Raw genomic sequence first — 22055 nt, 5'->3', positions numbered from 1 at the left:
CATTTAACCGCCTTGCTGAAAAAACAAGAGGGGAGGTCTAAAGTTTTATGTTTAAAAAATAATAGCAGGAATTATGACTCAGTGAATAGAATTTGTAATTTGTAGAAATTCTCCCCGCATCAGGGGGAAACTCAACAGATTTTCGTTCCGGGAGCATTTACGGGCAAAAAGAGGCCGGTGCTGTGATTTATTCCGGCCTCATTTCAAAGCGCAGCGGGATCAAAGGCTCTTTCCCGCTTTTTTTAATTTTTTGCATGTAAAAATTCCTGTACCGCCTTCACATATTTTTCTTTTGGGTAGCATTGGTATAACCGGCTTGCCAAACGAACAGGGTCCCCGTAAAAAAACCGTTCATATTGAGTTTGTCTTGTGCCGAAAGGGCTCATTGTGAGATCCCATGCCAAACGGAAAAGTTTGACCCGGTCCTTTCCGTTTATGCCGGTTCCTTGCAGATAATGGTCAAGATCCTCTTTAATTTCAGAATCAAAAGCGCTTTCGGCCGGGATTGTCATCATGCCGCTGGCTCCGATTAATTGAATGATCTCTGTAAAACGGGGATATATTTTAGGGAAGACAGTGCTGGCGATTTGAAGCGGAATCAAACTCGGCCGCATATATCCGCATTCATCTAACATTGCATCATGTTCCGATTTCTCTAATAGCGCCTTCAATGTTTCAAGGCCGATCACGATTTCCGACAATTTCTCCTGTATGTGCTGATACTCAGATACATTGATCGTATCCACGAGAAGCTGGGAAACGCCTAAAAGAAATTCTGTTTTTATGATTTGTCTGGTGATGACCTGATGATATGAAAAAGCATTAAAAGAACTTGCGGCTAAAAAGCCGTTGGCTGTTTCCACATCACCATAAAAAAATACCCTGTCCCATGGTACTAAAACATCGTCAAAGACAACGACAGAATCCATTTCTTCATACCTTGAACCAAGGGGGTGATCAAATGCAGACTCCCCTAAAACGAACGATTCCCTGCAAATGAATTTTATGCCTTGCGTATTAGAGGGAATGGAAAAAGCAAAAGCTTCATCCTCTTCAAAATAAAATCTTGGTGCTGATAAAACTAAAATTTCATCTGTTAAGCCGCCTTGAGTCGCAAGAAGGCGGGCGCCTTTAATCACGATTCCCTCCTCATTACGGTCAACGATTTTTGCGGATATGGGATTTTCTGATGATGCCATATTCATTTGGGAGCGATTGACCTGGGGCGTAATGAATGTATGGGTAAACGAAAGGTCGTGTTTCATCGCCCGATCGTAAAGCGCCCGAATATGTTCAGGGAAACAGTTTTCTTTATCATGTAAAAGCGAGGCGGAAGACGCAAAGCTCATGATGACAGTGTTCATGTAATCGGGGCTTCTTCCCATCATTCCATGTGTGTGTCTTGCCCAGTGTTCAATCATTCTCCTTCTTCTTTGTAAATCTTCTTTTGTTTTCGGCTGTAAGTATGATAACCCAATCCGCTCTTTTTTTCCCGGGAGAAAAAAAGTCATCTCATCGATTAAGCCGCCGCTCGCTTGCAAATCATAAAGTGAGCTCTTAGTTTCCAGAATGCCTTTAAATGCAGGATGTTCAGAAATGTTTCCCTCTATTTTTTTGCCATCAAACCAAATTTCATTTTTTAGTTGGTTTAATCGGTCTAAAAACTCCTTCCCGCTGATAATTCCCATTGATATCGCTCCTTCTGCAGTAACGTTAGACACTGTCAATATATTAATAGTGATAGAGACATGTTCCAATATTCTGTTTTTGAAAAAGCCTGTTTAAGAGGATTGATCTGAAAGGTTCGTACCGGCGAAATACGGATGTTAGATTTAGTGGCATAATAAATGGGGGTGGTTTATAATCCTAGTAAAGGGTTATATTTACAAAATTTTGAGGAGATGGAGGTTGGATTGATGTCTTCAAAACATGAGAAGAGCTCCGCCGTGTTATCAGAAATCGATTTATCTTCAGCTGCATTTAAACATGAAGCGTATGATTTTTATAAAGAATTGCGCGCGTCCCGTCCTCTTTATCCAGTTTCTTTAGGAGAACTCGGTCAAGGCTGGCTTATTACGAGATACGATGATGCTGTGCATTTATTAAAGGATGCCAGGTTAAAGAAAGATGTTGAAAATGTGTTTGCTGAAAATGAAAAACCCGTTATATCAAAAACTAAAGAGCCTTTGACAGAGCACATGCTCAACTCAGATCCACCTGATCACACCCGCCTGCGCTCCCTTGTTCAAAAAGCGTTTACTCCCCGGATGATTTTACAGCTCGAAGACAGAATCCAGCATATCGCTGATTCTCTATTGGATAATGTACAGCGCAATTCCATGAATCTTGTAGAAGACTTCTCATTTCCCTTGCCAATTATCGTCATCAGCGAAATGCTCGGCATTCCCCTTGAAGATCGTCAAAAATTCAGGAATTGGTCACAAGCCATCATCGATTTCACTGACACCCCCGAAAGCTTGGATAAAATAAAGCAATTCGCCGAATACCTGCAATATTTGGTTCATAAAAAAAGAAACGAACCTGCAGACGATTTAATCAGCGCCTTAATCCAGGCTGAAAGCGAAGGAACGACATTAAGCACAAAAGAGCTCTACTCGACGATTATGCTGCTTATCGTTGCCGGGCATGAAACAACAGTGAACTTAATCACCAACATGATCTTTGCACTGCTCAATCACCCCGATCAATTGGAGACGCTTCAGCAAAACCCGAATTTGATAGATTCAGCGATTGAAGAGGCGTTGCGGTTTCACAGTCCCGTTGAATTGACTACCCTGCGCTGGGCGGCTGAACCGTTAACTTTGCATGGACAAGAAGTGAAAAGAAAAGATGTTATCGTCATTTCGTTAGCATCTGCCAATCGCGACGAAAAGGTATTCCCGGATGCTGATGTGTTTGATATTGCCAGAAAGAACAACCGTCATATTGCCTTTGGCCACGGCAGCCACTTTTGTCTTGGCGCACCTTTGGCCCGTCTGGAAGCAAAGATTGCCGTTCCTGCATTATTGCGCCGCTATCCCGATATACAGATACAAGGCAGAAGGGAAGATATCAAATGGAAAGGGAACTTTTTGATGAGGTCTTTGGAAGAATTGCCGCTATGTTTCTAGAGGGGTTCTGAACCGTGCGGCCGGTCTGTTTTTTATCACGGCGATCGTCCTGACGCAACAGAGGGTCGCGGGAGCCATTTTGCATATCTGGCTCTTAGTTTGGGAGGTTTTAAGATAAAGGGACATTATCGGTGACCATCGCTCGCGGAGGTACGCGGGAATTACGGCGGTGCGAGGCTGTTTCAGGAAAAAAGGGTCCATTGAAGGAGTAAAGCATATCATGCTTGGAACGATTCCGGACCGCATTCATGACATCCCGCCAACCGTCCGATCATTGTTCAATGCGGATCCGGCGTCCGCTCAGCCATCGGCGCAAGCGGGCGGTATAAAAAGTGTGTATAACATGACAGACGGAGACGGATATGAATGATGTCCGTCTCTTTTGTTGTTTTTCTTTCCTCTGTATATAACCTGGGATTCGCGGAACCGAAAGTTTAGAATCACTCTTGCCATTTTCCGTTTTGATTTTTTCTTAACATCAAGGTTTGATAGTGACGCCTTTGTTTTTCGATTTTCATTAACCAGGCCCCGACTCAACATGGCGAGAGCTGAAAAACATGAGGGGGAGTTCGGGCAATTGATGCGGAAATGATAGGCAATCATTGTCACCGATATGAGCATGCGGGGCTGATAGATGACTAATAAAACCTTTTTTATAACAACAAACGGAAATGAAGATAAATGTTCTAATTGAAGCTTGTCATTCCGCTGCCGGATACCATTCAGCGATATTAGAGCATTTTCCCTTTGATGTTTGAATAAGATATATGTATAATATAAATCGCAATATTTACGATTTATAAAAAGAGGTGTTGCAATGGAAATTTCATTTGTAAAGAGGTTTGGTATAGTAACTATTGGTTCATTACTAGTTTTGGCAGGATGTCAGGCTTCAGGTTCATCCGAAGGGGAGTCTAATAAAACAACAACATCCTCATCAGTTGCAGAAGACTCTTCGAAAAAGAGAAAAACATCTGAAAGTCACACACATGAAAGTGAACATGCTCACGATCATGCACATGATGAAAAAACAGAAAAAATTTATGAAGGTTATTTTAAAGACAGTCAAGTAAAGGATCGTTCGCTTTCTGATTGGGAAGGAGACTGGCAATCTGTATACCCATTCCTGCAGGACGGTACTCTTGACGAAGTATTTTCTTATAAAGCAGAACATGAAGGTGACATGACGTTAAAGAATATAAAGAGTATTATAAAAAAGGGTATAAAACAGATGTTGACCGTATCGTAATTCAACAAGATACTGTAACGTTCTTCAAAAATGGAGAAGAATATTCCGGCGTGTATACTTATGACGGATACGAAATCCTAACATATGATGCGGGCAATAGAGGGGTAAGATACATTTTTAAGCTGGCTAAAGAAGCTGATGGACTTCCCCAGTATATTCAGTTTAGTGATCATAGTATCTATCCGAACAAAGCCGGTCACTACCATCTGTATTGGGGTGACGACCGTGAAGCTTTACTTGATGAGGTCATAAACTGGCCTACATATTACCCGTCAGAAATGGATGGACACGATATTGCCCATGAGATGATGGCGCATTAAATTAGGAGTAACATGATTATTACCATGAAGTATGGTGTTTTTTTACAATAAAACTGTTCTGCAAACGGTCCATTCTCTGAATTCCAAGATCGGAACTCTCAAAAGGTGGAAAACGCTTGCTGCCGCTGCTGTAAAAACTGACAGTAAGCGAGACCGCGAAGCCATTGTTGCAAATTTTTCTGCAACATTTTCCGAAATTAAAATCGACAATAAAGCAGCCCAACCTGTTGCCGATATAGCAGGATAAAGCAAAAGTTTCCCCTTCCGGCAACAATGTCACAATTGCCGTCAAAAAGAAATAGCGAAAGAAAAAAGGCCGGAATTCAAGTGAACTGCACCCTGTCAAGTAGACAGTGGAAATAACTCAAACACACTAGACGGCTTTAGCCCTGTATTCCACCGGGCTGAGGCCGTTTAGTTTTTCTTGTAGACGATCGTGGTTGTAAAAGTGGATATATTCATCAATTGCGCTTTGAAGTGCCTCAAATGTCTCGTACGAATTCCGTCTGTATTTCTCGCATTTTAATTTCCCCCAAAACGACTCAATGGGGCCGTTATCAATACAGCGGCCGACGCGGGACATACTCTGTGTCATATTTGCGTTTTCAATCATCCTTCTAAACTGGTGGGACGTGTATTGAAAACCTCTGTCGCTGTGAAGGAGAGGACGTGCGTTTGGGGCTGCCTCAAGCGCTTGGTTCAAGGTTTTAAACACAAGGGCGTTATTATTGGACTTCCCCAGCACATAAGACACGACCATTCCCTCATGAAGATCTAGAATGGCACTGAGGTACGCTTTCCGATGGCCGTATTTTAGCTCCGTCACATCGGTCACCCATTTTTGATTTGGTTTGTCCGCTTTAAACTCTCGATTCAGGATGTTTTCGGACACATGTTGAGGCGTCGCTTTGCCGTAACGTTTTTTCTTCCGCCGAATGACACACTCTAGCTTGGCGATTTTCATCAGCCGATAGATGCGCTTATGATTGAGGCGCTCTTTAAAGCGGCGCTTCATGTTTAAGGTCATTCTGCGGTATCCGTAGATACCGCCAATTTGTTCATGAAGAAGCGTCATCTCGGCGATAATCTTTTCATTCTGTTTTTCTCTCGCTGAAGGTACGCGTTTTTTCCATTTGTAATACCCTTGGCGCGAAACTTCGGCAATCTCACATAACATTTGAACAGAGAAACTTTCTTTTCGATTCAGCTCTAAAATGGCGAGATATCGATCTTCGTACCGACTCTGACTCAGAACCGCCTCCTTTTGATCTCTTCCAACTTTTTTAAGAACGCATTCTCTGCACGCAAACGCTCATTTTCCTGTTCCAGCCGTTTGTTTTCCCGTTGAATTTTTTCTTCAGGTGTCAGTTCTTCTTCGGTTTTGCGTTTTCCCCGTGTATCTTTTAAGGCTTCTTCTCCACCTTCTTGATACTTTTTCACCCATTGATACACCTGTTGATAGGAAACTTGATGAATCTCCATCGATCTGGCGTAATCTTTTCCGTGGGCTAGGCAATCCTTCGCAATCTTAATCCGTTCTTCCAAAGAAACATTCTTCCGTTTGGTCATTAAACGATTCCTTCCTCTCCCACTGTCTTTTAACGTTTTATGACCATTATAAAGCTCGACCCACTTCATGAGCACGGATTTACTGGAAATCTTATATTTTCTCGAGATTTCTCTTTGAGAGTAGCGTCCGGATAAGAAGTCTTTCACGGCATTGTATTTTAATTCTGCGGGATAGAACTTATGGCGCTTTGAACGTTCCAAACTCTCCACACCCGCCATATCATGCGATGTTCTCCATTCACGAATTGTTTCGGCATGAATGTCATATTTTTCTGCGATCTCATTCACCGAATTATTCTCCTGATCACATTCTGATAGAATATTCAATTTTTCCTTTTTTGAAAACCATTTTCCAGCCATGAAAAAACTCCCCCAAGGCAAACAGATTTTTTTATTTCATCTGTCTACCTTTAGGGGAGCATATCATTTTCTGATCAACTATTATTTATATACCAGCGCCCCAATCAATTATAGTCAAACGATTTTAGAACTTGCATATTTTGCACTGGTTCTAACGGGATGACTAATTGTTGATTATATTTTGGTTATGTGTTATGTTTTTATCAAGTCAGCAGACATCATTTTTGATCTATCGGTGTGATACAAAATCGAAACAATGGATCAGGGGCGGATAGAACCTGACCTTGATTTTGTTAACAAAACTATTAAGGAGAAAGTAAACAGCATGCCATTATTACGTTTCGATCTAATAGAAGGCCGTGATGAAAAAGCATTAAAAACATTGCTAGATGCCGCTCACAATGCGATGGTGGAAGCATTTAACGTTCCGGAGAGAGACCGCTATCAAATTGTTCATCAGCACCCGGCGAATGAGCTTATTATCCAAGATACAGGCTTGGGATTTAATAGATCCAAGGATTTGGTTGTGATCAGTATCACCAGTAAAACAAGAACGAAGAGCCAAAAAGAGAAATTGTATGCCTTGCTGGCTGAAAAGCTTGAAGCGGAATGCGGTATTTCCCCGGAAGATGTAATGGTGTCCATTACCGAAAATGGTGATGCCGATTGGAGTTTCGGGCTTGGTGAGGCGCAGTTTTTAACTGGAAAGCTGTAAGGTTTCAACACACCGGTGATGCCAAAGATGCGTCTTGCGGCGGATTCGGCATCGCGGTTATCGCAGACCTCTAACAGCGCCGCAAGCGTTGAACGATACACTGCCGCATATATGTACAGCAGTCAGTAGAACCCTCTGCATTTCAGGGTTCTATATTTATGTTTACTTGCTGGGCGCTTTTTTTACTCCCGGAAAATCTATAGAATACGTTCTAGTCCTTAATGAGATTGGACTCTGTGAAACCTAGAAAATATATGATGGGTGCAGGCGTAAAGAGAATGAAGCTGATCAAGGGATGTTATTATAGATTTTTAATGAAATGAAGGCCATTCCTTATGATCCAGCATATCGTTGATGCCTGGTTCTTTCCATGAACAGAATCTGTAAAAGAAATATAATGGATTTCTACAGATAGATGTTCCTGTTTGAGCTGCTACCGGAAGTCAGCAGCTTTTTGCATTCATTAACTGTCTTCCGTTTCTTCTTCTCCGCGGTAAAACGCATAAAACATCTTCATCAGCGCGCTTCACATCAGAGCTCCTTCGCGATTTTTTTCTTTGAATCAAAACCGAAGCCGCCGATACTTTTTTCAGCTCCATGCTTGACGCCTATAAATATAAACAAAACATTAATAAAACAACGCTATTAGATTAACAAGTTTAAGATACGATCATAGATAAGATGGGATTAAGAGTAAGGGAGATATGGCGTAAAGATGAAATTAATAAGGATGAAGAAGCATTTATTAGTGGCTTTGTTTTCTCTGGCATTATTCCAATGTTCCTTGAGTGAATGTTATGCGGGCACTACAACTAAAGCAAAAACAATAACTCCGCCGCCGCCTTCAGGATATTTCGTAGATCATTACAAAAATAACAGCGCTGCTCATACGACAGTGAATTCCAATCCTGCGATCGGGGTGCTTTCCGAATTTAGTAAACTTTGGACTCGCGGGAGTACCTGGGATAGCGGGACCAAACTGAACAGCAGCGTGTTGGATGCCAACATTCAAAAAGTTGTTGACATTGCTGAACGCCGTACCTCCGCTGAGGAAAATGCTGCATATTTTGATGATCGCAGGAATCAGAGCTACAGTGTGATTGACGGTCTTGGCCCGCTTACTGATATATATCGGAAGCGTGCAGGCGCGACGACTACCATCAACAGTATCCCGGCAGATGCCGCGATAAAAAAATACAATGATGAAGGAACCAATTCAGGCAGCGCGAGTTCTAGTCTCGGCAGCATCGTGAGTTTGGTCAATACGTTGCGCGGCACATATTCTTCAACGAACCCGGCTAAGGGATACTTTAACTATCCTCGCCCATTTCGCTGGAAAAGCGATTCAATTATTGTTCCTTCCCTTGTTCCCGTTATCAATCCCGACCCGGGCAAAGACGGAGGTTTTCCCAGCGGACATACGAATGCCGCATATCTCAGCGCTTTTGCTATGGCTTATGCGATACCTGAGCGTTATCAGGAACTGCTTACCCGCGCTTCGGAACTAGGGAATAACCGCATTGCCGCCGGTATGCATTCTCCGCTCGATGTAATGGGAGGACGTGTCATGGCAACTGCATTGGCGGCTGCTATCCTATCTGATCCAGCCAATAAAAGTCTGAAAAAGGCTGCTTATGATGAAGCTCACAGTAAGTTGTTAACGCAAACTGGTACAGCGGAAGATCGATTCAGCGATTATGACAAGAATAAAAAACAATATACCCAGCGATTGACGTATGGATTTGGTCAAATAAAATCAACTGCTAAACCAATAGCGGTTCCCAAGGGAGCTGAAGTCCTCCTTGAAACACGTTTTCCTTACCTTGCTAAAACGCAGCGCCGTTGGATTTTAGCGACTACCGGCCTTCCCTCCGGAAAGCGCCACGGATCATTTTCTTCGATCGAGACCTCGGGTTTACCAAGCAAGTACAAAGTGAAGATGATCTATAAGTCCAACAGCATCCAATTAAAAGTCGCTGAAAATTAGGTTGCGTCTCCCTGATTAAAAAAGCAGAAGCCGAAAGTGGCAGGGGGTGTTGCCGGGGGATTCGCTCCATAAAGAGTATTTTTCAAGCTGGTGCTTATTGGCGCCAGCTTGATACTCGTAACGATACCGGGCTAGCCTTGGAACATAATGGTGAACAGAAAAATATTAAAAAATAGTCGGCACCATCCCTCCATCCATACGAATTGGAGAACCTTTAAATGCGGATGCATAAGGACTGCATACAAATGCAGCAAGCCTGCCTATTTCAAACGGCTTGATAAATCGCCGTATTTCAGATTGGGGCAGGTTTGCCGTCATAAATTCTTTCTCTTTTTCTGAAAAAGCCATCTCTTCATTAGGGTACATACCTTCAATGATTTGCTGCACATTTTCGGAGAGCGTTGGTCCCGGCATGATCGTATTGACTGTCACTTCTGTTCCTATTGTTAATTTAGATAAGCTTTTGGACAATGATAAAAGCATTGATTTTGTCATACAATACTGCGGCATTTGACCTGAAGGCATAATCGCCTCTTCACTCGCGATAAAGATAATGCGGCCATAATCATTATTCAGCATTTTAGGCAAATAAAATTTAGATAAACCATTTGCAGCAAGAACGTTCGTGCGGAAGTATTTTTCCCAGACGTCATCATCCACGTCCTCATATTGCATGATTTCATAGATACCCATATTGTTAACTAAAATATCAATATTTGGGTATTTTTTAAATAAAGCTTCTCTTTGCCCGATATCTACAATATCAGCTGCAGCATTTTGAGGAGAGGTAGCCGGGAAATCTGTTTTTAGTTCATTTACAGTTCGTTCTACCTCATCTTCATGTCGCCCGTTAATGAGGACATTCACGCCTTCTTTGGCAAGTTCAATGGCAATTGCTTTACCTATCCCTTTCGTTGATCCTGTAACTAAAGCTGTTTTATTGTTTAATCCCATATCCATCATACATTTCTCCTTTAATCATGTTAAAAAAGTGCTTCCTAAGACAATGTCAATTTTCCCGAGTGTGTATCTAAGCAGTGTTCAGTACGCCAATTTGAAGGAGAATCCCCTTCCCAAAGGCGGAAGGCACGGTAGAACGAGTTCTGGTCTTCATACCCAATCATGAAGGCCACTTCTTTAATATCGAGCGAGGGGTCTGCCAAGTACTCCAGCGCCTGCTCATGCCTGACTTGTGTCAACAAATGTTTGAAACTTGTGCCTTCGTCAGTAAGCCGGCGCTGCAAGGTGCGTTCGCTCATCCCCAGCTCGCTTGCAACAGTCCGAACGTCGGGGCGTCCTCCCATAAGGCTGCGTTTCATGATCCACTTGACCATCTCGGCGATTGAGAGGCTGCGCTGCTGCTCATCCAACGATTGGTCCAGTGCAGGTGTCAGAATCTCCAGCAGCTCTTCGTTGTACGAGGCAAAGGGGCGGTCCAGGTCTCCCCGGTGCAGCGTCAGCCGGTTACAATTTGCACCGATCCGGATACGGCAGCCGAAGTAAGCTTCAAGCGCCTCTACATCGCCCATCGGATGCGAAAATTCGACGAGCCTGGCCGTTAAAGGTTGACCTGTGCCGCGGCGTCCAAGCTCCAGAAGAAATGCCAGCGTGATGCCGATAAGCATCGGCGGACCGGACTGCCCGCTATCCAACCAATCCAGTTCGATTGTACAGTGCTCGCCTTCCTCGGTAATATGCAACCTTTCAGGAGGGCACAGCTGTTTGTACCGGGCCATCCGCTTTAGAGCGTCGCGGTAGTCGCGAGCATGATAAGTCGCTAAGACGGGAGGAGGGTAATGCGCTGTATCAAAGGCGGTCGTAAGGTTGATGATTCCTTTTGCAGTGTCATCAATGAGATCAGAATACGCCTGCCAGATCGAAAAATATTGGGCGGCGGTGACAACCGGTTCAGTCACAATGGTGAGCGGCAGTTGTGCTTTTCGAACCACGTCATGGGCAGCAATCCCTAATTGACGCAATCCTTCCCAAAATCCGGCCGGGATTTTAATGCGAGTATGTGACGTCATATATATGAGCTCTCCTTTGGCTTTCTACAATTCGTTGGTTGTGACCTGCGTCTTGCTGCTTAGCGGGGCAATTATTACTTTACCTATCCAATACCGCTTTTGTAACTAGCAAAGCGCGACATTTTACTTGCCGATTACGACGGATGAGTCCGTGAGGAATCGGATCACTCTATTATAATACGAGGGGGTAGATCAGGATGACAGAATCGCCGGCAAACCAAGGGCAAAATGGCAGAGGAGTGAGAAAAACGCAGAATCGCTCAGGGCTACAGAAGACCTGATAAAGTGAAAAAGCCTGTTTTGACGCACAACAAGCATCCGAAGGTTTATAGAGCATCAACAGCCCGGCTGCGGCCTGCAGCCCAGCCTCTCCCTTCCCGCGCTTTGCAGATAAATCGTCGTTACACTCTGCAGCCGGCGTTCGCTTTGCGGGCCCTGTAACTGGAAAATGAGCGGAAAGTGACTTTTTATTAATCATTGATTGTAAAAATGAAGATGTCTAAAGTATACTTAATGATAATGATAATCATTTACGACATGGAGATATGGACTTTTGATAAGCCATGCATGATATATACCGGGAGTGAATAGCCATGAGCAGGAATGAAGTATTTGATGTGACCATTATCGGCGGAGGACCGGCCGGATTATATTCCGCCTTCTATAGCGGACTGCGCGGGATGAAAACAAAGATTATTGAATATCAGCCGATGCTGGGCGGAAAGGTTCACGTATATCCGGAAAAAATGATTTGGGATGTCGGAGGGCAAACGCCGATTCCGGGAGCCAAGCTGATTGAACAGATGGTTCAGCAGGGATTAACGTTTCATCCCGAAGTGCTGCTGAATGAAAAAGTGGAGTCGATTGCCCGCAATGAAGAAGGACTATTTGAATTACATACGGCTGCCTCAGGCGTGCATCTTTCCAGGACGGTCATTGTTGCCGTGGGCGGCGGCATCCTGAATCCGCAAAAGCTCCAGATTGAAGGGGCCGAACGCTTTGAAGTGTCCAACCTGAATTATACGGTCAAGTCACTGCAGCATTTTAAAGATAAAACGGTAATCGTATCAGGCGGAGGCAACTCGGCTGTCGATTGGGCCAACGAGCTCGAGCCTGTAGCGAAGAAGGTTTATCTCGCTTACCGCAAAGAAGCGCTCAGCGGGCATGAGGCCCAGGTTGATCAGCTTCTGAACAGCTCGGTGAGCTGCTTCTTCCATACACAGATTACCAAGTTGATCGCTTCTGAAGATCATGAGGTGATCGAACGGGTCGAGCTCACAAACGCTCAAACCGGTGAAGTGATGGAGCTGCCTGTCGACGAGGTGGTTATCAACCACGGATATGAACGCGACACCTCACTGCTGGAGAACAGCCGGCTTGATATTACCCGGGTTGATGACTATTATATTGCAGGTACAGCCAACTGCCAGTCTTCCGTGCCCGGACTGTATGCGGCGGGGGATATTGTGCATTACGAAGGCAAGCTGCACCTGATCGCCGGAGCATTTCAAGATGCGGCAAACGCGGTCAACAGCGCCAAGCGCTTTATTGATCCCGAAGCGCACAAGAGTGCGATGGTGTCGTCGCATAATGAGGTTTTCAAAGAGCGCAACCGCGAGCTTGTGAAGAAGTTGTTCGTGTAGAAAAGGAATGTTTTCGCCCGTGGGAGCAGCTGATTCGTCAAGAGGATCTTGGAGATATGACAAGATCCTCTTTTTATTTAAACCAGCCTTTTTCCTTTGAACGGGTAATGGCTTCGATCCGATTTTTCACCTCAAGCTTTTCAAGAATCATTGAGATATAATTTCGTACGGTTCCGCTTTTGATGCTGAGTTCTTGGGCGATTTCTTTTGTGTTTTTTCCGTCAGCCACAAGTTCGAGCACTTCTTTTTCTCTATCTGTGAGGGGGTTGGCCTCACTGTACATGTCTTCCATCAATTCAGGCGCATAGATCCGCTTTCCTTTCATAACGCTGCGGATGGCGCTCACAAGCTCTTCGCTTGGGCTGTCCTTTAACAAATAGCCTTTAACACCTGCTTTAATGGCTCGCTGAAAGTAGCCGGGGCGGGCAAAAGTGGTTAAGATAATAATGTTGCAGCCTGTATCCTTTAATTCCTCAGCAGCTTCAAGCCCCGTCTTTCCCGGCATTTCAATGTCCATAATGCATACATCAGGCCGATGTTTTTTTGTGAAATCAACGGCATCCTGTCCGGTTGTGCCTTTGCCTACGACTTCCATATCATCTTCTAAATTCAGAAGCGATCCTAAAGCGCCCAAGAGCATCTGTTGATCTTCTGCAATAAATATACTAATCATGTAAGCCATCCTTTTTTGTTTATTTTGAGTTATTAGGAATTGACATGGTAAGCTTGGTGCCGTTTTTTGTATCAATGTGAAGGCCTCCGTTTGCAAATTCAAGCCGTTCTCTCATGCCAAGCAAGCCGTGTCCTTTTGAAAAGTACTTCTCTTCCCCTTGAAACGTTCCATCATCAGTCACTGTAATGACAACTTCTTTCCAGAACTGTTGGATGTCAACGCGGCAGGTCTTAGCCTGACTGTGTTTGACGACATTAGTGACAGCTTCCTTTAAGCACATGCTCAATATGTTTTCATTAAGCAATGAGATATTTTCCGGCAATTTATCTTCTTCATAGATAAATGCAATGTCGGCTGCTTCAAGAATTTGTTTGATGTTCATGATTTCATCCTTGAGCCGGATTCCTTTCATGGAGGATACGATTTTTCTGACTTCATTTAAAGAAGTTCTCGCAGTTTGCTGAACGCTTTTCAGTTCACGCGCGGCTTGATCGGGATCTTTGTAAATTAATTTTCTCGCCAAGTCGCTTTTTAAACCGATAAGAGACAGCTTCTGTCCAAGTGTATCGTGGAGGTCGCGGGCAATCCGCTGCCGTTCTTCTAATTTTACCAAATTGGCAATCTGTTCATTAGCATACTCGAGCTTTTCTTCCAGGCGTTCGCGCTCCTTGCGGCTTCTGATACTGAACGGTAATAAAATCGCACTGATAAGGGTGATGACCACAAACGGAATTTGTGTCAGAAAAAATTCCTTTTTTAACACGAGACTGAAGTTGGCAGCGACAGCTGCGCTTATTAAATGGACGTAATATAAAATGTGAAATGGGGCTCGTTTTTTTATGTTCCCTATAAAATATGCGATAAAAAAAGCAAAATAAATATAGCTGAACAGCATAATCGAAGCGGTTGAAATGCCGATTAAAATAAGCGCCCACAAATAAACGTCCCAGCCTTTTGAGACAAAAGCAAATCTGTATACCGCAAAAAATAAAAGTGTCAAAATGATGCCGACGACGATTACAAGTGTAGATGATGATTGCATGATAAAGTAGAAGGGAAGGATGAAAAATATCGTCCATATATACGGCGAGATCCCGTTAAGTTTTTGAAATGTAAAATGCTTTTTGACCATGATATAACCTCATTTTCAGCTTTTCATCTTTAGAGTAACTTTACCATTGCTGGAGCCGGATTGCATCATTGGACAATAAAAAGGAAGTCTTCTTGTTGATATAAGAAGACCTCCTCATCGTCAGGCGTTCTTCCGCAGCTTCTGATTTCCCGTTGAATCCGGCGAAAGATGGGATGATGTTTGTTTCATGTCACGAAAGGTTACAAATTGCTTTTTTTCTTCATCCCAAAGCCGGAACGCGAGTGATTGCAGGCTTGTTTTTAAAGTGATGGTCGGGACGTTTTTTAATGGTTCATGCTGTTCATGTGCGGTTTCAAGTTTATAGTTAGGCACCTTTGGACTCAGATGGTGAACGTGGTGGTACCCGATATTGCCTGTAAGCCATTGAAGCAGTTTCGGAAGTTTATAAAATGAACTTCCTTCCACAGCGGCCTGAACGTAGCTCCAATTTTCATCTGCTTCAAAATAAGAATCTTCAAATGTATGCTGAACATAAAACAGCCAAACGCCGATCGAACCTGAGATCAGAAAGATCGGACCCTGTACGAGCAAAAACGATTGCCAGCCAAAGATCAGGCAGCAGACAGCAGCCAATGCCGCAATTGCAAGGTTGGTAAGGTATGTGTTCAGACGTTCCTTCCGTCTTGCACCTTTTTTGTTAAAGCGGTTTGTGATCAGAAAGACATAAATCGGTCCGAGAATAAACATGATAAACGGATTTCTGTAAAGCCTGTATGCGATTTTTGTGTAGAGAGGTGCGGCTTTATATTCGTTTACCGTCAGCAGCCAGATATCGCCTGTTCCGCGTTTATCCAGGTTGCTGCTTGTCGCATGATGAATCGAATGGCTGTGCTGCCATTGAAGATAAGGAAATAATGTCAGAACGCCTGTCAAAAAGCCGAGAATATGGTTATGGCGCTTTTGTTTGAAAAAGGATAGATGGCAGCAGTCGTGAAAAATAATGAAAATTCTCGTCAAAAACCCTGCGGCAATCACCGTTATTCCTAAAGTGAGGAAATAGGAGACATTGAGGCTTAAATAGGCAAGAAACCACAGTCCGAAAAAAGGAATAAACGTATTGAAGAGCTGAATCAGACTGTTTTTGGTATCAGGCTGGGCAAACGCTGCAACCTGTTTTGTTAACTGTTTTTGTTTATGTGCAATAGTTTGTTCAGTCATAGTAAAGTTATCCTCTCATAAATGGGTCTTAAGTTAAGTTTACGCCACAGAGAGATGTCTTTGTAGTAGCACGCATCATGCTCCATACATGACACTTGTCATGTTTCCTTAACTCGAATTGATTGAACAAGCATAAGAAGATTGACAATGTCATGATGGGGTAAATCTGCATGATAAGATGGTGAATAAAGGAAGTTGTAAAAGCGCGATGATTGATTAATTAAACAAAGTTTTTTTACAAAAATGTAATTGATTATCATATTTTAGTCATTTAGATAAGGAGTTGACGCTCAACATTATCTGAGGAAAGTGGAAAATGCTGATTTTGTGGTTTCTGGGAAAAGAAGGTACGAAAAGGTTTGGGGAATTGAAAGCTTATTATGTAGAGCCTGAACGAGGTGAGTGGTTTTTCTCCCCAAAATATCGGGAAGGTGCAGAGTATTGGGTTTCATGGGAAAATCATGGTGAATTCTTATTTCATAGCGTACCATTCAACAAAGATAAAAAAGTCATTGAAAAGGAAGCAAAAAATTATGAAAAAAAGCTTCCCATGGATGCATCAGGCTTGCGATTCCAGATGCAAAATGGATTTATGAAAACATACCTGAAAAAACAAAAGTAGTCATCAGCTGATTTGGCTCGTTTTATTTATCAAGTTAGAAGACTCTTTTTTTTTTAAGAGTCTTCTTTTTGCAAATATCGGCGGCATTCGAATTTGATGCATGAAGAGGAAAAGCGGTCAAAAACAACCCCTTTCTGCTTGTTTCATATAATAAACATAAATGATATGTATGAAGTGCAGAGGAAATTTAGTTTTCATTAGACTTAGGAAACAAAAGAAAAACCGCGAACGCAAAACCCTAGCTTTCAGCCGTTTATGGAGAGCATTAAAAACAAATGAAGTTGATTTGAAATGATTAGATGAAGTGAAAAAGTATGATAATGATAAAGAAATGTTTATGAGGAAGTGAAAGCATGAATCTTGAAACGGTTATGAAGGAACTGGAAGCGCTGGGTACGGAAAACATGAAAAAAAGATACATAACGAATGGTGCACACGAACCGCTTTTTGGCGTGGCGACAGGCAAAATGAAGCCGCTCGCAAAGAAAATCAAGAAAAATCAGCCCTTGGCGGAGCAGCTTTACGCTACCGGGAACTACGATGCCATGTATTTTGCCGGCATTATTGCTGACCCAATGACAATGACTGAGGCGGATTTTGAGCGTTGGATCGATACTGCGTATTTTTATATGCTGTCTGATTATGTTGTTGCAGTAACTTTGGCAGAAACCGATTTTGCGCAAGCTGTTGCAGATAAATGGATCTCAAGCGGTGAAGAACTTAGAATGTCGGCAGGCTGGAGCTGTTACTGCTGGCTTTTGGGTAATCGATCGGACGATGAGTTTGGTGTGACCAAAATTGCCAGTATGCTTGATCAGGTGGAACATACGATTCAAGATTCTCCAGATCGAACAAAATCGGCTATGAATCATTTTATCTACACAGTCGGGATTTCATATTTACCGCTCCATGAAAAGGCGGTTGAAACCGCAAAAGCAGTAGGCCCAGTCGAACTCAGGCGGGGCAAGAAAAAAAGCAGTATCCTGAATGCTTCCAAAAATATTCAAATGGATATTGATAGAGGCCGTCTTGGTTTCAAACGAAAATATGTAAGGTGTTAGCATCATTTGCAGTGAAACTTCTAAAGGAGTGGCATATGGAAAATAACGTTTTTGAGCAGATGGCAAAACGATATGATACAGATGAGAGAATTGAATTAGCCAAAGTGATCGTGAATGAAGTAAGGCCGGAATTGCGGAATAGTCAATCAAAATCTTTAATTGACTATGGGAGTGGTACTGGTCTAATTAGTTTAGAATTATCAGATTTAGTAAATTCTATTTTGTTGGTAGATTCATCAAAACAAATGTTGGAGGTGGCAAAAGCGAAAATTTCCCGCAAAGGAATTGCCAACGCAAAAGTGCTTTATTCAGATTTTACCCAAGAAACTCCTGAACTGAAGGCAGATATTGTTTTAATGTCACTCGTCCTTCTTCATATTCCGGATACGAATAAAATTTTACAGAAATTGTTCGGCATTTTAAATAATGGCGGTAAGCTCATGATTATTGATTTTGACAAAAACAATAAAATTCAACATCCGAAAGTTCATAACGGTTTTTCGCACGAAGAATTGAAAAAAAGATTATCCGATGTTGGATTTAAATCAACTGAAATGAAGACATTCTATCACGGTCATCGCATTTTTATGAATCAAGATGCCTCAATGTTTATATCCAGCAGCATAAAGTGATTTCTTTTTTAAAAAAATGAAATAGAGGAAGCCGGAAAATGAGATCCGGCTTCTTCTGCATCACTGCTCCTTCTCCGGATGGTAAAACTCATGAAACATCTATCAGCGATCTGCGACACATAGCTCCGCGAAATCCCAAGCTTCTTCGCGATTTTGCACTGCGCTTTTTCTTTAATCAATGCCGAGGCGGCAGGCGATGACTTCTTTTTTCTCTGACATCAATATATCGTTGTATTACTTGATTTTAAAGGAGCGCTTATTATACTTCCCTTTATTTACAGGAGCTTAAAATTTGATTTATCCTCAGCAGTCCAGTATTATACACATAGGGGTATATGTATTAGGCGGGTGATATTCCATTAGGATAAAGCTTGTCTGTACAAAAAGTCATGTGACAGAAAAGCAGGACAGTTCATCTCTGCGTAGTAACGGTTTTGCGAAAAAGTTGATAAAAAGGATATGTTATCATCATAAGAAAATGGGAGGTTATCTGATGGAATACGATGATCAATTAAAAAACAGGATAAAACGAATTGAGGGTCAAGTTCGAGGAATATTAAAAATGATGGATGAAGGAAAAGAGTGCAAAGAGCTCGTAAGCCAAATGTCAGCGGTGCGTTCTGCATTAGATCGGGCCATCGGTGTAGTTGTCAGCAGTAATTTGGAGAAATGCGTTCGCCTTCAAATCGAAAGAGGAGAAGATACAGAAGACCTTATTCAAGAAGCGGTCAATTTATTGGTGAAAAGCAGATAATGAATAGATGGCTGTTTATGAAGCAGCCTCTGTACTGCCTTTAGAGTATAAAGCGAAAATTTTTTGCCTGCTATTATACCCCTGTAGGTATAATCGGTAGAAACCTATATTTTTTTGTGTTGTTTTATACCAATACAGGTATATGTATATTAGAGGGGGAGAGATGACATACATGTCAGACCAAAAAGAGAAAACGACGATTGTATTATTCAGTGGCGACTTAGATAAAGCTATTGCTGCTTTTATTATTGCAAATGGCGCTCTAGCCTATGATCACGAGGTAACAATTTTTCATACATTTTGGGGGCTTAACGCTTTAAGAAAAGATGAACCGGTACCAGTAAAGAAAGGGCTGCTTGAAAGAGCATTTGGTTTCATGATGCCCCGGGGGCCGGAGAAATTTGGCTTATCTAAAATGAATTTTGCCGGTATGGGTCCTAAAATGATCAAACATGTCATGAAAAAGCATGGTGCGCTGTCTCTGCCTCAGCTTATTGCAATGGCGCAGGAACAGGGAGTTAAGCTTGTTGCCTGTACAATGACGATGGACTTGTTAGGCTTGCAAAAAGAAGAACTGATCGATGGCCTTGATTATGCAGGAGTTGTAGCTTATCTCGGGGATGCCAATGAAGCAAAAGTCAACTTATTTATATAACTTTTTAGGTAAGACCATCTGAAAGGGAGAGAGAATGGACAGAAAAATAAATGATCGGCAGCTGCTGAAGCATCTCGAGCTACTAAAGAATGGTGACGATGTAAATATCATTTAGTATGAGAGAACATAATGAAATGGAACAGTGATAAAACAGAAAATGAACATGGAGGGATGACTGATGAACATCAAAACTGATCGCGTGTTAGATGCAAAAGGGCTTGCTTGTCCAATGCCCATCGTAAAAACAAAGAAGGCGATGAATGAGTTAGAACCCGGGCAAGTCATAGAAGTACAGGCTACTGATAAAGGGTCTCTCGCTGATATACAGGCATGGGCAAAGGGAAGCGGTCACCAGTATCTCGGTACAACAGAGGACAGAGATATATTAAAACATTATCTTCGCAAAGCCAGTAACTCTGATATAAAGGAAGAAAAAAAGTTTCCTTATACAATCCAAAACGAAGAGCTTCAAAAAAAGGTAGAAGCGAAAGAGCATATAACAGTGGTAGATGTCCGGGAACCCGCAGAATACAATTCCGGCCATATTCCCGGAGCGATTTCAATTCCGTTGGGTGAACTCGAAAAAAGAGCAAACGAACTGAATAGAGACGGGAAAATTTATGTCGTTTGCCGCACAGGTAATCGAAGTGATCTAGCTGCCAAAAAACTTGCAGAAAATGGTTTTGGAAATGTAGAAAATGTTTTGCAAGGTATGGCGGAGTGGTCAGGTCCTGTTGAAAAAGATCAATAAAATAAACATTGGAGGAATGATTTGAATGGCTGTAAAAGTTGCGATTATCGCAAGTAACGGGAGTTTATTTGATGCTTATAAGGTGTTTAATATTGCTGCGGCCGCAGCAGCAAGCGATGCTGAAGTAGGGATTTTCTTTACGTTTGAAGGACTGAATTTAATCCATAAGGAAGCCCATAAGAATCTTCCTGTTCCGGAAGGCCGTGAACATATTCAAGAAGGCTTTGCAAAGGAGAACGCACCATCGATTCCTGAATTGCTTTCAATGGCTCAGGAGCTGGGTGTGAAAATCATAGCGTGTCAAATGACGATGGATGTGATGAATCTGGACAAAGACCAATTTGTAGACGGGATTGAAGTTGGCGGTGCAGCAAGCTTCGTTCATTATGCTTCTGATGCCAATATGACTCTGACATTCTAAGGGGGTTTTAGAAGTGAATTTTACATTCATTTCACCAAAAGAAGTAACGGAAAAGGTATTAAATCAAGAATCATTTTTTATTTTAGATGTACGAAATAAAGATGCCTTCAGCGATTGGAAAATCGAGGGCAGCCGGGTTGAACATTTAAATGTTCCGTATTTTGATTTAATCGATGGTATAGATAAAATTGCAGACCAAGTTCCAAGAGATCAGGATATTCTAGTGGTCTGTGCCAAACAAGGGTCTTCAGAGATGGTTGCACAGCATTTAGCAGATGCCGGCTTTGAAAGAGTTTTTGTGCTTAAAGGCGGTATGAAAGCGTGGAGTGAATGGTTACACCCGGTAAAAATCGGAGACTTGGAAGGAGGAGGCTCTATCTATCAATTCGTAAGAATGGGGAAAGGCTGTTTATCCTATTTTATCGAGTCTGACGGGGAAGCAATTGTAGTTGACCCTGCTCGTACTGTTGATGCATATACAGATTTTGCAAAAGAGAAAAACGTTACGATTAAACACGTGATTGATACACATTTACATGCTGATCATATTTCCGGCGGACGTTTACTGCGTGAGCGCACAGGATCTGCATACCATCTACCGCCAAAAGATGCAGAGGAAGTGCAATTTTCGTATGAACCGTTAGCTGAAGGTAAAGTTGTTTCTGCAGGAAAGGAATGTATAAAAGTAGAGCCTATCTATTCACCAGGCCATACGATTGGAAGCACCTCTTTAATTGTTAATGGCCGCTATTTGTTAACAGGAGATATTTTATTTGTAGAATCGATTGGCCGGCCGGACTTGGCTGGAAAAGCCGGGGATTGGGCAGAGGATTTGCGTAACACTTTATATGAAAAGTACAAACAGATATCAGATGACCTGATTGTTCTTCCGGCTCACTTTGCGAAAGTCGGCGAATTAGGCGATCAAGGGCATGTTCAGGCTAAGCTGGGTGATTTATACAAAAAGAATGGCGGTTTAAATATGGATGAAAATGAATTCAGAGGTGCTGTATCAGAAAACCTGCCGCCACAGCCACATGCATATCAGGAAATCCGTCAAACCAACATGGGAAAAATAACGCCTGAGACTGACAGGCAAAGTGAGATGGAAATTGGCCCAAACCGCTGCGCGGTTCATGGATGAACATAGATTTGAAGATAGGAGAGATAAAAA

General features: G+C 42.5%; 19 protein-coding genes and 4 pseudogenes. 16 read left to right on the top strand and 7 right to left on the bottom strand.

Annotated features, from left to right (window positions below; all coding sequences use genetic code 11):
- Positions 1–242: 242 nt before the first annotated feature.
- Complete coding sequence (hpaB, locus tag NSQ39_RS12525; protein ID WP_216899104.1) at positions 243–1688, bottom strand: 4-hydroxyphenylacetate 3-monooxygenase, oxygenase component; 1446 nt, start codon at positions 1686–1688, stop codon at positions 243–245.
- A 228-nt stretch (positions 1689–1916) separates the two neighbouring features.
- Here hpaB and NSQ39_RS12520 point away from each other — a divergent pair, with 228 nt between their 5' ends.
- The 4 genes and pseudogenes from NSQ39_RS12520 (at position 1917) to NSQ39_RS12505 (ending at position 4947) form a co-directional block, all read left to right on the top strand.
- Entirely contained in the window at positions 1917–3131 is a 1215-nt protein-coding gene (locus NSQ39_RS12520; RefSeq protein WP_175075604.1) for a cytochrome P450 family protein, read from the top strand.
- A 220-nt stretch (positions 3132–3351) separates the two neighbouring features.
- Positions 3352–3501, top strand: coding sequence for a hypothetical protein (locus NSQ39_RS12515; RefSeq protein ID WP_175075602.1), 150 nt, complete (start codon positions 3352–3354; stop codon positions 3499–3501).
- A gap of 669 nt (positions 3502–4170) precedes the next feature.
- Positions 4171–4700: pseudogene (locus NSQ39_RS12510) on the top strand (metal-binding protein ZinT).
- A gap of 31 nt (positions 4701–4731) precedes the next feature.
- Complete coding sequence (locus NSQ39_RS12505; RefSeq protein WP_373688019.1) at positions 4732–4947, top strand: YrpD family protein; 216 nt, start codon at positions 4732–4734, stop codon at positions 4945–4947.
- Between the two features lie 126 nt (positions 4948–5073).
- On the opposite strand, the gene NSQ39_RS12500 is transcribed toward NSQ39_RS12505, so the two are convergent.
- Positions 5074–6629 (bottom strand): IS3 family transposase gene (locus tag NSQ39_RS12500; RefSeq protein WP_341015208.1). Its coding sequence is split into 2 segments (ribosomal slippage): positions 5074–5972 and positions 5972–6629, totalling 1557 coding nucleotides; the frame shifts between segments, so codons are not numbered across the junction.
- 325 nt (positions 6630–6954) lie between these two features.
- Here NSQ39_RS12500 and NSQ39_RS12495 point away from each other — a divergent pair.
- Both NSQ39_RS12495 and NSQ39_RS12490 read left to right on the top strand, forming a co-directional pair.
- Complete coding sequence (locus tag NSQ39_RS12495; RefSeq protein WP_175076564.1) at positions 6955–7344, top strand: tautomerase family protein; 390 nt, start codon at positions 6955–6957, stop codon at positions 7342–7344.
- 715 nt (positions 7345–8059) lie between these two features.
- Positions 8060–9220: pseudogene (locus NSQ39_RS12490) on the top strand (acid phosphatase); the annotation flags it as partial.
- A 276-nt stretch (positions 9221–9496) separates the two neighbouring features.
- Here NSQ39_RS12490 and NSQ39_RS12485 read toward each other — a convergent pair.
- Together NSQ39_RS12485 and NSQ39_RS12480 are read right to left on the bottom strand one after the other, a co-directional pair.
- Positions 9497–10291, bottom strand: a complete 795-nt coding sequence (locus NSQ39_RS12485; protein WP_175076566.1) for an SDR family NAD(P)-dependent oxidoreductase — start codon at positions 10289–10291, stop codon at positions 9497–9499.
- A 38-nt stretch (positions 10292–10329) separates the two neighbouring features.
- Positions 10330–11358 carry a helix-turn-helix transcriptional regulator gene (locus NSQ39_RS12480; RefSeq protein WP_175076567.1) on the bottom strand — a complete coding sequence of 343 codons (1029 nt, stop codon included), beginning with the start codon at positions 11356–11358 and terminating at the stop codon, positions 10330–10332.
- Positions 11359–11951: 593 nt separating this feature from the next.
- Between NSQ39_RS12480 and NSQ39_RS12475 the strand changes: the two genes are divergently transcribed.
- Positions 11952–13001, top strand: a complete 1050-nt coding sequence (locus NSQ39_RS12475) for an NAD(P)/FAD-dependent oxidoreductase (protein ID WP_175076568.1) — start codon at positions 11952–11954, stop codon at positions 12999–13001.
- A 73-nt stretch (positions 13002–13074) separates the two neighbouring features.
- On the opposite strand, the gene desR is transcribed toward NSQ39_RS12475, so the two are convergent.
- The 3 genes from desR to desE form a co-directional block, all read right to left on the bottom strand.
- The gene (gene desR / locus NSQ39_RS12470; protein WP_020452333.1) at positions 13075–13674 is read right to left on the bottom strand and encodes a two-component system response regulator DesR; all 600 of its coding nucleotides are present in this window, start codon (positions 13672–13674) and stop codon (positions 13075–13077) included.
- 19 nt (positions 13675–13693) lie between these two features.
- Positions 13694–14806: a sensor histidine kinase gene (locus tag NSQ39_RS12465; RefSeq protein ID WP_175076569.1), complete on the bottom strand. Its 1113-nt coding sequence runs from the start codon at positions 14804–14806 to the stop codon at positions 13694–13696.
- A gap of 120 nt (positions 14807–14926) precedes the next feature.
- Positions 14927–15985, bottom strand: a complete 1059-nt coding sequence (desE, locus tag NSQ39_RS12460) for a fatty acid desaturase DesE (protein WP_175076570.1) — start codon at positions 15983–15985, stop codon at positions 14927–14929.
- 283 nt (positions 15986–16268) lie between these two features.
- On the opposite strand from desE, the pseudogene NSQ39_RS12455 reads away from it, so the two are divergent.
- The 9 genes and pseudogenes from NSQ39_RS12455 to NSQ39_RS12415 all read left to right on the top strand — a co-directional run.
- Positions 16269–16358, top strand: a pseudogene (locus NSQ39_RS12455) (winged helix-turn-helix transcriptional regulator); the annotation flags it as partial.
- Positions 16359–16361: 3 nt separating this feature from the next.
- Positions 16362–16618: pseudogene (locus tag NSQ39_RS12450) on the top strand (L,D-transpeptidase family protein); the annotation flags it as partial.
- A gap of 342 nt (positions 16619–16960) precedes the next feature.
- Complete coding sequence (locus tag NSQ39_RS12445) at positions 16961–17668, top strand: DNA alkylation repair protein (protein ID WP_175076571.1); 708 nt, start codon at positions 16961–16963, stop codon at positions 17666–17668.
- A 35-nt stretch (positions 17669–17703) separates the two neighbouring features.
- Positions 17704–18300: a class I SAM-dependent methyltransferase gene (locus NSQ39_RS12440; protein WP_175076572.1), complete on the top strand. Its 597-nt coding sequence runs from the start codon at positions 17704–17706 to the stop codon at positions 18298–18300.
- A gap of 493 nt (positions 18301–18793) precedes the next feature.
- Entirely contained in the window at positions 18794–19054 is a 261-nt protein-coding gene (locus NSQ39_RS12435; RefSeq protein WP_046131553.1) for a metal-sensitive transcriptional regulator, read from the top strand.
- Positions 19055–19226: 172 nt separating this feature from the next.
- Positions 19227–19709 carry a DsrE/DsrF/DrsH-like family protein gene (locus tag NSQ39_RS12430; protein ID WP_046131602.1) on the top strand — a complete coding sequence of 161 codons (483 nt, stop codon included), beginning with the start codon at positions 19227–19229 and terminating at the stop codon, positions 19707–19709.
- Positions 19710–19887: 178 nt separating this feature from the next.
- Entirely contained in the window at positions 19888–20460 is a 573-nt protein-coding gene (locus NSQ39_RS12425; RefSeq protein ID WP_046131554.1) for a sulfurtransferase TusA family protein, read from the top strand.
- A 25-nt stretch (positions 20461–20485) separates the two neighbouring features.
- Positions 20486–20881: a DsrE/DsrF/DrsH-like family protein gene (locus NSQ39_RS12420; protein WP_046131555.1), complete on the top strand. Its 396-nt coding sequence runs from the start codon at positions 20486–20488 to the stop codon at positions 20879–20881.
- 13 nt (positions 20882–20894) lie between these two features.
- Positions 20895–22025 carry an MBL fold metallo-hydrolase gene (locus tag NSQ39_RS12415; RefSeq protein WP_175076573.1) on the top strand — a complete coding sequence of 377 codons (1131 nt, stop codon included), beginning with the start codon at positions 20895–20897 and terminating at the stop codon, positions 22023–22025.
- Positions 22026–22055: the final 30 nt, after the last annotated feature.

Origin of the sequence: Bacillus sp. FSL W8-0848 (assembly GCF_038007805.1) — a bacterium.
In the GTDB taxonomy this organism is placed as follows: Bacteria; Bacillota; Bacilli; order Bacillales; family Bacillaceae; genus Bacillus; species Bacillus glycinifermentans.
Note: the sequence above shows the minus strand (reverse complement) of the source record. Positions and strands in the feature narration are given on the sequence as shown.

What these genes read in the sequence shown, in the direction of transcription:
- hpaB (WP_216899104.1), bottom strand. Translation starts at nt 1,688, where the DNA reads ATGGGAATTATCAGCGGGAAGGAGTTTTTAGACCGATTAAACCAACTA.
- NSQ39_RS12520 (WP_175075604.1), top strand. Translation starts at nt 1,917, where the DNA reads ATGTCTTCAAAACATGAGAAGAGCTCCGCCGTGTTATCAGAAATCGAT.
- NSQ39_RS12515 (WP_175075602.1), top strand. Translation starts at nt 3,352, where the DNA reads ATGCTTGGAACGATTCCGGACCGCATTCATGACATCCCGCCAACCGTC.
- NSQ39_RS12505 (WP_373688019.1), top strand. Translation starts at nt 4,732, where the DNA reads ATGGTGTTTTTTTACAATAAAACTGTTCTGCAAACGGTCCATTCTCTG.
- NSQ39_RS12495 (WP_175076564.1), top strand. Translation starts at nt 6,955, where the DNA reads ATGCCATTATTACGTTTCGATCTAATAGAAGGCCGTGATGAAAAAGCA.
- NSQ39_RS12485 (WP_175076566.1), bottom strand. Translation starts at nt 10,291, where the DNA reads ATGGATATGGGATTAAACAATAAAACAGCTTTAGTTACAGGATCAACG.
- NSQ39_RS12480 (WP_175076567.1), bottom strand. Translation starts at nt 11,358, where the DNA reads ATGACGTCACATACTCGCATTAAAATCCCGGCCGGATTTTGGGAAGGA.
- NSQ39_RS12475 (WP_175076568.1), top strand. Translation starts at nt 11,952, where the DNA reads ATGAGCAGGAATGAAGTATTTGATGTGACCATTATCGGCGGAGGACCG.
- desR (WP_020452333.1), bottom strand. Translation starts at nt 13,674, where the DNA reads ATGATTAGTATATTTATTGCAGAAGATCAACAGATGCTCTTGGGCGCT.
- NSQ39_RS12465 (WP_175076569.1), bottom strand. Translation starts at nt 14,806, where the DNA reads ATGGTCAAAAAGCATTTTACATTTCAAAAACTTAACGGGATCTCGCCG.
- desE (WP_175076570.1), bottom strand. Translation starts at nt 15,985, where the DNA reads ATGACTGAACAAACTATTGCACATAAACAAAAACAGTTAACAAAACAG.
- NSQ39_RS12445 (WP_175076571.1), top strand. Translation starts at nt 16,961, where the DNA reads ATGAATCTTGAAACGGTTATGAAGGAACTGGAAGCGCTGGGTACGGAA.
- NSQ39_RS12440 (WP_175076572.1), top strand. Translation starts at nt 17,704, where the DNA reads ATGGAAAATAACGTTTTTGAGCAGATGGCAAAACGATATGATACAGAT.
- NSQ39_RS12435 (WP_046131553.1), top strand. Translation starts at nt 18,794, where the DNA reads ATGGAATACGATGATCAATTAAAAAACAGGATAAAACGAATTGAGGGT.
- NSQ39_RS12430 (WP_046131602.1), top strand. Translation starts at nt 19,227, where the DNA reads ATGTCAGACCAAAAAGAGAAAACGACGATTGTATTATTCAGTGGCGAC.
- NSQ39_RS12425 (WP_046131554.1), top strand. Translation starts at nt 19,888, where the DNA reads ATGAACATCAAAACTGATCGCGTGTTAGATGCAAAAGGGCTTGCTTGT.
- NSQ39_RS12420 (WP_046131555.1), top strand. Translation starts at nt 20,486, where the DNA reads ATGGCTGTAAAAGTTGCGATTATCGCAAGTAACGGGAGTTTATTTGAT.